The sequence below is a fragment of the Paenalcaligenes sp. Me131 genome, assembly GCF_050487225.1.
In the GTDB taxonomy this organism is placed as follows: Bacteria; Pseudomonadota; Gammaproteobacteria; order Burkholderiales; family Burkholderiaceae_B; genus Paenalcaligenes.
The window spans coordinates 514,801-527,071 of the sequence record NZ_JBKQGY010000002.1; the positions used below are offsets into that span (position 1 = coordinate 514,801).

Below are 12,271 nucleotides of genomic sequence, written 5' to 3' on the forward strand. Positions count from 1 at the left end.
TAGCCCATCCACAGCAAGGTACGACTCTAGGATAGAGGCAAGCAGGCTGGCTCCCACCACCACCCGAAGCACCATTTTATTATTAGCAATACCTTAATTACCGATTCAAGCATGTAGACATTCATCTCTTTCTTATAAAGAAAGATGAATTGCGTATTTTTGCAAAGTAAATCGCCTTCCTACACTGTGTCTCATCACTCTATCAGGAAGACCTTCATGCCTATCTTCAAAAAACTCATCGCCACCCTGCTATTAACAGCCAGCGTGGCACCTATTAGCGCTGCTGTTGCACAAGAATCTATTGATGAAGTGCGTTTTGCGTGGGCAGGTGGCCCTCGCACATGGGTTTTAGGACAAATAGACAAGTCTTTCGACCACGCTTTTAACGCACCCGTAAAGTGGATAGCCTTTAACTCTGGGGCAGATGTGCTGGCCCTCTTTGCCGCCAAAGAAATTGATATTGCTCGGTTTGGTTCCAGCCCGGCGGCGGCTGGTATCGCCCGTGGCTTACCCATTGAGGTCATTGGTGTACAAGAAATCATTGCCACCAGTGAACGCTTAATTGCCAAGCCCGGTATTAACTCTCTCAAAGACCTTGAGGGCAAACGCGTTGCTTACCCAGCCAACTCCACCGCCCAATTTGCGTTTGAACAAGCCATACAGTTAGCGAGCAATGGCGCTGATCGCTCCAAAATACACACGGTCGCTTTGAAACCAGCAGAAATCGTCTCGGCCTGGCAGCGCGGTGATATTGATGCGGCTTACGTTTGGGGGCCGTTTAGCCAACAGCTGGAAGCCGAACAAGGCAAAGCACTGTTTGCTACTCAGGATTTAGCCAACTATGGCGTACTGGTTTTCAATAACTACGTAGTACGCAAAGAGTTTGCTGATCAACATCCCGAATTGATCGTGAAGTTTCTGGAAGTCGCACAAGAAAAAGCCGACGAATATTTGGCTGACCCACACGCCGCCTCAGAAAAAATCGCCCAACATTTACAGATTCCTGTAGAAACCGTGAGCGCTACCTTGGCTGGCCTCACCTACCCGTCCATCACCGAGCAATTAACGGTGGACTACTTGGGCGACAGCACCACTAAAACCGATTCCCGCATTACCCACTCTTACAAGAGTGCGGCCGATTTCTTGGCCAATATTGGTGAACTGCGGCCATCCGATGTACCTGCCAGCTACGCTGGTGCGATCAACACCCGTTATTTGGAGCAGGCCGCGCACAACGCCGCCGCCAAGCCATAAATGTCTGTTTCTGCGTCACGATCCGCTGCACCTACGGGTGCAGCACCCTGGAAATATGCGTTCATCAGTGTGATGGCCGTGGTTGTGTTTTTGTTGCTGTGGCAACTGTCTGGCACCTTGGGATGGGTAAACCCATTACTCTTACCGTCTTTGGGCGAGGTGTTCAGTACAGCCTTGGATTTAGCTGAAAACGGCTACCGTCAGTCTTCCCTCTGGCAACATATTGGCATCAGTGTGGCCCGCGCCGGCTTTGCGTTCCTGATGGCCATTGTGATTGGCGTACCCGTAGGGCTCATTATGGGGCGTTCAAAATGGCTGTCTGCCTTGTTAGACCCGTTTGTGCAGTTCTTGCGCCCCCTACCTAAAATCGCCCTCATTCCATTGGTTATTTTGTGGTTCGGCATTGATGAAGGCGCTAAATTTTTTCTGATCTTCATTTCTACGTTACTCAGTATCTTGGTGGGTTCTGCCGCTGCCGTACTGAACGTAAGCCACAACCGATTGCGCGCCGCCGCTACCTTAGGGGCCAACCGTCGCCAAATTTTCTGGCACGTCATCTTACCCAATGCACTGCCCGAAGTTTTCACGACTATCCGACTCGCTATAGGGATAGGCTGGACATCGTTGATCGCTGCGGAAATGGTGGCAGCTGACTCCGGCTTGGGGTGGATGGTTATCAATGCAGGCACGTACCTGCGCACCGACATCGTCATGTTAGGCATTTTCTTGCTGGGCCTGTTGGGGTATCTGTTTGATGCCGTACTGGTTATTTTGCAACGCAAACTCGTGCCATGGGCAGGAAAGGAAGCGTAATGAGCACGATCAAACTTCAACTGCATGCCGTGAGCAAAGCGTTCTCGCATGGCAAACAACCCCCACAAACAGTACTGGATGATATCCATCTGGATATACACCAAGGTGAATTTCTCTGTTTGCTAGGCCCTTCTGGGTGCGGTAAATCCACCTTGCTCAATCTATTAGCAGGCTTTGACCACCCTGACCACGGACAACTGCTGCTTGATGGTCAAGCCATTACCGCCCCTGATCCCAGCCGCGGCATGGTGTTTCAACAGCCCAACCTGTTTCCGTGGCTCACCGTACTCGACAACATCACGTTCGGCCCACGCATGAAAGGCCTACCCGAACCCCATTATCTACCCCAAGCACAGCACTATTTACGGCAGATTGGGTTGGAGCGCTACGCCAACCACTACCCGTGGCAACTGTCAGGTGGCATGCGGCAACGTGTGGCACTCGCCCGAGCCTGGTTACCTGGGCCTGAAGTGCTGCTGATGGATGAGCCGTTTGGGGCCTTGGATGCGCAAACTCGGCTCATCATGCAAGAGTTACTCAACCGTATTTGGTCAGACACCGGCACCACCATTGTGTTTGTCACACATGATGTGGACGAAGCGCTATTTCTTGCTGACCGAATCGTTATGCTCGCCGCTCACCCCGGCAGAGTCAGAGAAATCATCAATGTCCCCTTTGCTAGACCGCGTACACCTGATGCCTTGCTTGTGAATCCCGACTACGCCATTGCAAAACGTCGGATCCTGCAAATTTTGCGCGAAGAAAGCACCCATTTATTTGACGAGACACTATCGTGAAACTATCCCATTTCCCCCGCGTAGTACTGACGCAAGCCCCTACCCCGTTACAACACCTACCCCGCCTGAGCCGCTTGCTAGGTGGCCCAGAAATCTATATCAAACGCGATGACAATACTGGCTTAGCCTTAGGTGGCAATAAAACCCGTAAGCTGGAGTTTTTGTTGGGTGATGCCTTAGCCAAAGGCGCTACTCACATCGTGACCCAAGGTGCCAGACAGTCCAATCACGTGCGCCAAACCGTTGCAGCGGCCACTGCGTTAGGGTTACGCACTACCGTATTGTTAGAAGAACGCATTCCAAACACGGATGACGACTATGACCACAACGGTAATGTGCTTCTGGATCGCATCTTCGGTGCGGTAATTGAAGCCCGACCTAGTGGGCTAGATATGAACCACGAACTGGTCGCCATTGGTGAACGCCTACAAGCAGCGGGTGAAGTCCCCTACCTCATTCCCGGTGGCGGCTCTAACGCCATTGGAGCCTTAGGCTATGTAGAATCGGCCCAAGAGTTACTGCAACAAATTAACCAGCAACAACTGGACGTACACCACGTCGTACATGCGACTGGCAGCACAGGCACACAAGCCGGTCTGGTGGTGGGCTTACAAGGCAACAATAGCCATATACCCGTGCTGGGCATTAGTGTCAGAGCCCCCCGCGACCGTCAAATCGAGAACGTCACCAAACTCGCCCGTCAAACCTGGGAGTTACTAGAAATACGCGGCGAGTTTCCTGCTGACACGGTAGAGGCCAATGCTGACTACGTAGGCGAGGGCTACGGCATCCCTACCCCTGCTACCCTAGAAGCCTTGTTTCTACTTGCCCGCACAGAAGGCATTTTGCTAGATCCTGTGTACAGCGCCAAAGGCTTTGCCGGTTTGTTGGACTACGTACGCAAAGGCATTTTTAAAGCTGGCCAAAACATCGTGTTTATACACACCGGTGGCGCAGCCGCATTGCCTGGGTACCGCAACATCTTAGAACGTTACGCTGCCGTGTATGAAAACTGATACTCAGCCGTTCATGCTGGGTGTGCTGGGGGGAATGGGGCCACTCGCAACCGTCGATTTTCTACACAAGCTGGTTGCTGCTACCCCTGCCCAACGCGATCAAGACCACGTTCCCACTATCGTGTGGAACGTGCCGCAAATTCCTGATCGCCAACAGGCTATCGCTGGCACGGGGCCATCACCTTTACCTCATTTGCTAGAGGCCGTGACACAGCTCAATCACGCTGGTGCGACCCTATTGGTCATGCCCTGCAACACTGTCCATCACTGGATCACAGCGCTACAACCCAACAGCCCTGCCCCTTTTCTGCATATAGTCACCGCTACAGTTGAAGCGTTGCAGCGCGCCTCGTACGGCTCGCCTCTCAAACGCATCGGTTTAGTCGCCACACGCGGCGCGCTACGTACACGCCTATACCAAGACATCCTGCAACAACATGGTGTAGAGGTACTAGAAAACACCGAGACAGAGCTAGACACGCTATTCATGCCCGGGTGCTATGCCATCAAACGCCATGCGCTGGATGAGGGGGCCGCCTTGATTGAAGCCGCCGCTCAAGCACTGGTTGATAGGGGTGCACAACACCTAATTTTGGCCTGCACTGAAGTAGCCTTAGCCCTCTCTCATGTGCACTCACCGTTACTGCACCACAGCACCGACCCTAATCAGGCTCTGGCTGAGGCGGTGGTGCAGCGATGGTTAGCTGTACGCCATGCTACATAGCTTGTGCCTGAATCACATAATCAAAACCATGCCGTAACCCGCCTTCTTGCGCCACGTAGTTGAGGGCTCGTTGGCGTAGGTCGGCGATGTGTTCACTCATCGCTAAGGCTAGGCCTCGATCTTTAAATCGCTGGGTACGCGCAGCACACATATCCAACTGACCATTCACGAAGTTTGCCCCATAACGTATGCCAAACTGCTGTACGTCTACGGGCTTGAAATTGGCGTGACGCAACTGACGCAGCACCCATTCCAGCGGGTACTCGCGATAGGGACGCTCGTCTGCCAACAATAAGCAGGCATCACGTAAACGCCCTATTTCGGTGACCAGTTTTCCAGCATCATGATCGGCGTCATACGGCACGTAAGGGCTTAGGCCTATGACGTATAAATTACCTCTGGCCAGTTGCCGCAAACGAGGAAACAACTGATCTTGCCAATAGGGGGCAAAGCCCTCTATCGCCCCCAGTAAGTAGTCTGCCAATACCGTATCAAACTGCTCGTTAGCCAGCAGTTCCGCATTCATCCAGTTATCCACCAGTAAGCGATCTTGCTCTCTGGCGTGGAAAATGGGGGACTGCCGTATCTGACGCGCCATGCCTTCGGCACCCGTAATCGCCGTCCAACTACTACTGTCTATGGACTGCAACCACCGCATAGAACCTAGCCCTGTGCCGGCATCCAGCACGTTTCCCCATGGGGTTTGTGCCTGTAGCTCGGTGACTTTTTGGTAGAGTAAACCAATACTGGGGGTGGTCATGCTTAGAACTCCATCCGTACGCCAGCGATCACATTACGCCCCGCCAAAGGTGCCGCTCTGGAAATAAAGGAGGTGTGGTTGTAGCCAAGTCTGTTAAACAAGTTATTGCCTTTTACGTAGAACTCATAGGTGTTGCCCGCCAGTTTGGTTTTATAGCTCACACCTGCACCAAACATCGCATACCCAGCCGTACGGCTTTCATAGTTAGCAATGCGATTCTGGCTGAAATGTTGGCTGTAGTTCAAGTAGGCCTGCCAGTTATTCCACGTAAAATCAGTGCGCACGCCTACTCTTGCCGCAGGAATACGCGCTAATGAACCACCATGATGGCGCAAGCTTCCACGCACATAATCCCCATAAACGGTTGCTTTCACAATAGGGTTGAACTGGTAAGACGCCTCGGCTTCTAGCCCTGTGAAACGGGCATCATGCTGGGTGTACTGAATCAATCGAAAATCTTCGTACTGATCCAGCGTGTTAGCGTAGATATAGTTTTTGATGTCGCTATGGAACAGGTTCACTGCAAACTGTGCTGCACCTTCTGTTTTGCGTAACCCTAGATCTATGCTGTGGCTGGTTTCCTTTTTAAGATCCTGATTACCCAGCTCGTAGGTCAAGGTTGCAAAGTGCACCCCTCTTGCATAGAGTTCTTGAGCATTAGGCATACGTTGTGAACGCGAGAGCGATAGTGATGCTACGTAGTCTGGCGCAAAAGCCCATGACACACCTGCCGATAACGATGCAGCCTGATCGCTATAGCGATTCAGCGGGCGTTTGACTGACTGCGTCTCTGGCTTAATCGTCTGCCACTCATAGCGTGCCCCCAACTCAAACCGCAGCGCATCCCACTCATAGCTTTCCACCATGAATAACCCTGTACTGTGGGTTTTGCTAGGAGGAATAAAGTTCTCGCTGCCGCCTACTGATTTGAAATTAGACTTGGATGCCTGCACCCCCACTACACCCGTTAAGCCCATCCACGGCTTATGCTGCAATTCGATACGGCCATCGTAGCCACGGTTGGTAAAGCGTGTACCGGTTACGCCGTCATCACGCTCGTCATGTCGGTAATCGGTATAACCTGCTCTGAATCGCACACTCTCAAACCCTGGTAAAGGGTTATCTAACTCACCGCGCAGATCAAAACGGTCACTGCGCAACACCGCATTAGTTTGATGATCGTGCTCGTGATCATGGTCGTGGCCGTGATCGTGTCCGCCGTGGTCGTGATCATGGCCATGATCATGGCTGTGTCCCCCACAATGCAGTGAGGAACCATGAGGATGGCAGTCCTCGTACTCATGGGTGTGACCTGGCAAGCCATACTTGTCATAACGGTAAGAGTAGGCTGCCCCGATGTACCCCCTATCGCCGACAAACGACACACCTAAGCTCATGTTATCGCTCAAGGTGTTGGAATTTCCAACCCGTCTGTCTTTCCAGTGCGGTACACGGTAATCCTTGCCCTCACTGTGGTTAGCATTCAGTTGCACCACCACTGAACCTGTATTGCCTGTTAGCGATATGGCTTCGGCATTACCTTTATCGACGGTACTGCCTTGCAGTTGAATACGCCCTGAAAACGCTTTTTCGGGGATAGCGGTGGGGATTTTGTTATCCACAATATTCACCACGCCACCAATCGCACCTCCGCCATATAGCAAGGCAGACGGCCCACGCAGGACTTCTATGCGTTCTGCAGAAAAAATATCGGCAGGGATTGCATGGTCAGGCGATACCCCCGACGCATCCATGAACTCCACCCCATCACTCAATACCTTCACACGCGGTGCCGTTTGGCCACGTATCACTGGGCGACCGGCACCTGCACCAAAGGTGTCACTATGAATACCAGGTGATTGTGCCAGCACATTACCCAAGGTATCAGCGGCATTTGTCGATAACAAATCATGTGTCTCTACGACAGTGATAGCGCCAACGGCTTTATTCAGTTCTGTATGCAGGGGCAAGGCTGAAATGCGTATAGCGCTTAATGTGGGCACGCTGGCATTCGCCGCGTCGCTATCCTGAGCCAGTGCCAACTGAACACTGCCCATACTCAGCATGACGCTTAGGCTAAGGGGTTTGAGAGGGAATTTCATAAGTCACATGTAAAGGTAAGGTCTAAAATGAAATGTTATGTTATAACATAACAATCAATAACAATTACCATTCCAATACAGGCTGTACTGATTTGTGGGTGATCACACACGTCCAAGGCTCTCTTACTCACTGCTGAGGACGTTGAAAACAAACAAGGCACCATGTGGTGCCTTGTTTGTTCATGCTGTCATAACTCAAATAGATCGGGTGATCCCGCCGTCTACCCTAATGTTTTGGCCTGTGATGTAGCCCGCATCATCCGATAACAAGAACGAAATGGTGCCCGCGATTTCTTCTGCTTTGCCATAGCGCTGCATGGGTACGCTGTCACGTCTGGCATCGGTAGCAGGCAGGCTGTCTATCCACCCTGGCAACACGTTATTCATGCGTATATTCTGCGCCGCATAGGTGTCGGTAAAGATTTTGGTAAAGCTGGCTAAACCTGCACGCATCACCGCAGAGGTAGGGAACATGTCTGAAGGTTCAAAAGCCCAGGCAGTAGAAATATTCACAATCGCCCCTTTGCCCTGCTTTTGCATAATAGGCACCACTAAACGCGTAGCGCGCACGGCATTCAGAAAATAGACGTCCATACCTTTGTGCCAATCTTCGTCACTCAGATCCAAAATGGGCGCACGCGGGCCATGACCTGCGGAGTTCACCAACGCATCAATGCGCCCCCAACGCTGCATGGCCAAGTCCACCAAACGGTGTAAATCATCCTGCGACTGGTTAGAACCCGTTACCCCAATACCGCCCAGTTCCTTGGCTAGCGCTTCACCTTTTCCCGAAGAAGACAAAATCGCTACGGCATACCCATCGCTGGCTAAACGCCTAGCAGTGGCTGCGCCCATACCAGAACCACCGGCGGTAATCAGTGCTACTTTTTCTACAGACATGATCTACTCCTAAAGACAGTGTATGGAGTTATTATCAATCGGTAGCCACTAATGTTCTAACGATAAATACACGCACTATCCTGTAGAAAAACTACTGCCTTATATGTCTATCAACCGACGCAAACTCCCTCCATTAAATGCGCTACGCGCGTTTGAAGTTGCAGGCCGACGCCTAAACTTTAGAGCGGCCGCTGATGAGTTGGGTGTGACACAAGGCGCCGTCGCACAACAAGTACGCGCCTTAGAAGCTCATGTAGGCGCAAGCCTGTTTCAACGCTTACCGCGCGGCTTAGCCTTAACCTCGGCAGGAGCCAATTATTTAAGCGACATTAGCCATGCGTTTGACACGCTCGCTCAGGCCACGGAAAAACTCACCCATCGTCCAGACAGAGTCACCATTAGCGTGACGCCCACCATTGCGGCCAAACTCTTGATCCCCCGCTTGGCGCATCTCTATACGGCTTTGCCGCAGATAGAGCTGCAAACCATTGCCACCGATGCGCTCTCGGATTTTGATAGAGACCAAGTGGACATTGCCATACGCTTAACGCCACGGGCTATTCCCGCCGCACTGGAAGCAGAGCTGCTGTTTCATCAAGAGCTAATTGCTGTTGCCAGCCCGCAGCTAGCACTACCCCAACCACCACCGTTATCTGCCGAACAAGTAGCTAGCTTGCCCTTATTGCATGACGCACACGATCGCTGGCCTACCTTTCTGAACATGAATGGCCGCTTACCCGGCACTGTCTTTAACCAAACCGCACTAGCCATCGACGCGGCCCTCGGTGGCCAAGGCGTCGCCCTCACCAGCAAAGCATTTGTAGCGGATGACTTAAAAACAGGCCGATTAATCCCCTTAAGCGCACACCGCATCACCTTGCCCGCCTCGTATTACTTGGTACGCAAACGCGCATCGGCACGCCCCAAAGCAGTAGAAGCCGTGTGGGACTGGTGCTTGCAACAATTTCAGCAGTAAACGTTCAAGTACGTGAACTCAGTACCAACATGCAAACCGCTTTGCACAACCCTCTGAAGCTGCTTATACTGGATTTCATGACAATGACTACCCACCCCTTCATTTACACACAGACTATTCGCCCCAAAACGGCGGGTTAGCGGGTGGGCACCACCATTGCACAGAACCCGCCCCACGAGGCGGGTTTTTTTGTCCCTATAGGGATTGGATTTTCATCAAGGAAACAGCACTATGACTTCTGCCAATACATCGTCTGCCCCCTCCCGCGCGATGCTGCATTTCATTTGCGGAAAAATCGGCTCTGGCAAATCGACGCTTGCAACCCGACTAGCTGCTGCTCCCCACACTATTTTGCTGAACGAAGATCAGTGGCTCTCATCGCTCTACCCCGACAGCATCAAAACCATTACTGACTATGCGCGCTGTTCTGGGCTATTGCGTACCGCGATCACCCCACACATTCAACAGTTGCTGGCCGCAGGTATATCCGTTGTGCTGGATTTCCCAGCTAACACATTGGCTAGCCGCGCCTGGATGAAATCCCTGTGTAACAGCACTTCTGCTCCACACATACTGCACTTTTTGGATCTGCCCGACGACATCTGTAAAGCACGACTGCACCAACGCAATATCTCTGGCACGCACCCGTACCAAACCTCAGAAGCGGAGTTTGATGCCATCAGCAGCTATTTCGTTGCCCCCACCGAGGCAGAAGGGTTTTCAGTCCAACGTTACAACGCCGACAATGCGCCTGACTTCCCCCATGTGCACCGTGTCGTTGCTATTCATCACAGCGAATTCCCAGACCCCATCTCGTTTACCAAAGGCACACCACTGACTGTAGGGGCTAAATACGCTGGCCCTGAAGGGTGGGATAACTGGTTCTTCTGCACACTGCCTACGCACAGTGGCGGTTGGGTGCCTAGTCAGATTATCGATAGAAAAGAGGATTCCCCCTCTGAAGGGAGGGCGCTAGAGGACTACACCGCCCAAGAGCTAAACGTCAAGATTGGGGAAATTGTCACGGTGATCAAAGAGCTGAATGGGTGGATGTGGTGCAAAAGTATGCACAGTCAGCAAAGCGGCTGGGTGCCAGCCGCTTCGCTTGCCGCCATCATGTAATGGTGCACACAGGCGTTTACGCCTCGATGTAAGTACGTAACCGCTCTGCTGCATTGCGTAAGTGACGCTCTGCAGCGGCAGCGGCAGCGTCTGGATCGCGCTGTTCTATAGCCTGAATAATCGCCTGATGTTCCGCCTGCACATCTTCGATCAAGTCTTGATGGTATTGCGCTGTGTGGCTACGCGCTTGGCGTATTAATCGTCGCACATGCTGCTCTAAATACTCATTGAGCGTGATGAAGTGCGGATTATGTGTAGCATCCACAATAGCTTGGTGAAACGCGTAGTCTTCTTCGTCGCCCAACTGATCACACGCAATGGCGTACTCCATGCCTATTAACGCTTTGCGTATCTTTTTTAGATCAGCCGCCGTATGCCGTTCGGCTGCATGTTTGGCAGCGGCAACCTCTATCGCCACCAACAACTCAATCACGTGCTCAAGACTAGTCAGGTCACCCAGAGTAGCTCCTGACATGTCCAAACTGAACATGCGACGCTCACCGCGTGCATTCACAAACACGCCTTTACCTTGCTGTGAATTCACCAAGCCTTCCGACTTTAGCTGTGACAATGCTTCACGCACAACGGAACGGCTTACCCCGAAGCGCTCCTGCAACTGCGCTTCACTGGGTAATTTTTGATCGGCAACAAAATGGCCAGCTTCTATTTCCTGCCGTATCCACGTCACGATGGGCGTGGAATATGCAATGCTTTGTTTATGCCCTGCCATAGTGGTCAAACAATCCTGATCTGAGTAGGTAATGTATGAAACTCCGCCAGTATAACGACACTGGCGGCCCAGCGTTACACCATGTACAACCCACCGTTCACATGGATGGTTTCACCCGTCACAAACGACGCCAAATCAGAACACAAAAACAGAATGACATCAGCCACTTCTTGCGCTGTACCAAAGCGTTTCAAGGGCGTAGAAGCCAATAAAGCTTGGCCTTTTTCTTGCAGCAAATCACGCGTCATCGCGGTTTCGATAATACCGGGGGCGACGCAATTCACGCGGGTGCGTGGTGCCAGTTCTAAGGCCAAGCTTTTACTAAAACTGGTCACAGCTCCTTTGGATGCTGAGTAATGCGCATGAGCATAACTGCCACGATGACCTGCCATAGAAGACAAGTTCACAATATTGCTGCGTTCTGACAAGTACGGCATCACGGCCTGACACATGTAGAAGGTGCCATCCAAATTAATCTGCATCAATTGACGCCATTGCTCTGCACTCATCTCGGCGACTTTAGATTCAGGATAAATACCTGCTGAGTGCACCAAAGAATCAATGCCGCCAAATTGCGCCGCCACGGCTTTCGCTAACGCTTGGCAGGACGGCTGCGAGCTCACATCTGCGGCATAACGTGCTGCCACACCACCCTGTTCGCGTATCTCTTGTTCTAGTTTTTCCAGTGCAGAGGCATCGCGATCACATAGTGCAACTTGTGCCCCTGCTTGTGCCAAACGCAGGGCTAATGCACGACCAATTCCACCTGCTGCACCGGTAATTAACACCGTTTTTTTCTCTAGTCCCAGCATAGATCCTCCTCGTATTCGGGTTTATACCTATAAGAGCAACATATTGATTTAAAACGAACTAATCACAATTACTACGTTTCTTGATCAATGCTCGTTGACACTCTTTTTGTTGCTGATATAGTATTTTTCAATCGTCTGACAAGCATATCAAACTTATCAGACAAGTTACATAAAAATTATCCTTTGTGATGGATATTCCTAAACCAATATCTTTCCCACACAAAGGCCGCGCCACATGCGAATTCTTTTCGGAGAATGGAGAGCA

Annotated in this window: 12 protein-coding genes; 7 read left to right on the forward strand and 5 right to left on the reverse strand. The window is 51.7% G+C overall.

The genetic code is table 11. From position 1 onward, the window contains the following. Window positions 1-216: 216 nt before the first annotated feature. The 5 genes from ACLPHM_RS10520 to cuyB are packed head-to-tail and all read left to right on the forward strand — an operon-like array spanning window position 217 to window position 4,604. On the forward strand, window positions 217-1,254 hold the full coding sequence (locus ACLPHM_RS10520; protein WP_430221185.1) for a taurine ABC transporter substrate-binding protein: 1,038 nt from the start codon (window positions 217-219) through the stop codon (window positions 1,252-1,254). Further along, window positions 1,255-2,067 carry an ABC transporter permease gene (locus ACLPHM_RS10525; protein ID WP_430221186.1) on the forward strand — a complete coding sequence of 271 codons (813 nt, stop codon included), beginning with the start codon at window positions 1,255-1,257 and terminating at the stop codon, window positions 2,065-2,067. Beyond that, on the forward strand, window positions 2,067-2,864 hold the full coding sequence (locus ACLPHM_RS10530; protein ID WP_430221187.1) for an ABC transporter ATP-binding protein: 798 nt from the start codon (window positions 2,067-2,069) through the stop codon (window positions 2,862-2,864). Before ACLPHM_RS10525 ends, ACLPHM_RS10530 begins: the two co-directional genes overlap by 1 nt. After that, entirely contained in the window at window positions 2,861-3,880 is a 1,020-nt protein-coding gene (cuyA, locus tag ACLPHM_RS10535; protein ID WP_430221188.1) for a D-cysteate sulfo-lyase, read from the forward strand. Before ACLPHM_RS10530 ends, cuyA begins: the two co-directional genes overlap by 4 nt. After that, on the forward strand, window positions 3,870-4,604 hold the full coding sequence (cuyB, locus tag ACLPHM_RS10540; protein WP_430221189.1) for a cysteate racemase: 735 nt from the start codon (window positions 3,870-3,872) through the stop codon (window positions 4,602-4,604). Before cuyA ends, cuyB begins: the two co-directional genes overlap by 11 nt. On the opposite strand, the gene ACLPHM_RS10545 is transcribed toward cuyB, so the two are convergent. The 3 genes from ACLPHM_RS10545 to ACLPHM_RS10555 form a co-directional block, all read right to left on the reverse strand. Beyond that, window positions 4,597-5,364 (reverse strand): class I SAM-dependent methyltransferase, encoded by a 768-nt coding sequence (locus ACLPHM_RS10545; RefSeq protein ID WP_430221190.1) that lies wholly within the window; start codon window positions 5,362-5,364, stop codon window positions 4,597-4,599. The two genes, cuyB and ACLPHM_RS10545, sit on opposite strands and share 8 nt — an antisense overlap. Window positions 5,365-5,366: 2 nt before the next feature. Further along, window positions 5,367-7,466 carry a TonB-dependent receptor domain-containing protein gene (locus ACLPHM_RS10550; protein WP_430221191.1) on the reverse strand — a complete coding sequence of 700 codons (2,100 nt, stop codon included), beginning with the start codon at window positions 7,464-7,466 and terminating at the stop codon, window positions 5,367-5,369. Window positions 7,467-7,661: 195 nt separating this feature from the next. After that, window positions 7,662-8,366, reverse strand: a complete 705-nt coding sequence (locus ACLPHM_RS10555; RefSeq protein WP_430221192.1) for an SDR family oxidoreductase — start codon at window positions 8,364-8,366, stop codon at window positions 7,662-7,664. A gap of 103 nt (window positions 8,367-8,469) precedes the next feature. On the opposite strand from ACLPHM_RS10555, the gene ACLPHM_RS10560 reads away from it, so the two are divergent. Then, complete coding sequence (locus ACLPHM_RS10560; protein WP_430221193.1) at window positions 8,470-9,342, forward strand: LysR substrate-binding domain-containing protein; 873 nt, start codon at window positions 8,470-8,472, stop codon at window positions 9,340-9,342. Window positions 9,343-9,573: 231 nt separating this feature from the next. Then, window positions 9,574-10,464 (forward strand): AAA family ATPase, encoded by an 891-nt coding sequence (locus ACLPHM_RS10565; protein ID WP_430221194.1) that lies wholly within the window; start codon window positions 9,574-9,576, stop codon window positions 10,462-10,464. Between the two features lie 16 nt (window positions 10,465-10,480). On the opposite strand, the gene ACLPHM_RS10570 is transcribed toward ACLPHM_RS10565, so the two are convergent. Both ACLPHM_RS10570 and ACLPHM_RS10575 read right to left on the reverse strand, forming a co-directional pair. Beyond that, window positions 10,481-11,194, reverse strand: coding sequence for a FadR/GntR family transcriptional regulator (locus tag ACLPHM_RS10570; RefSeq protein ID WP_430221195.1), 714 nt, complete (start codon window positions 11,192-11,194; stop codon window positions 10,481-10,483). Between the two features lie 74 nt (window positions 11,195-11,268). Further along, window positions 11,269-12,006, reverse strand: a complete 738-nt coding sequence (locus ACLPHM_RS10575) for an SDR family NAD(P)-dependent oxidoreductase (RefSeq protein ID WP_430221196.1) — start codon at window positions 12,004-12,006, stop codon at window positions 11,269-11,271. Between the last annotated feature and the right edge of the window lie 265 nt (window positions 12,007-12,271).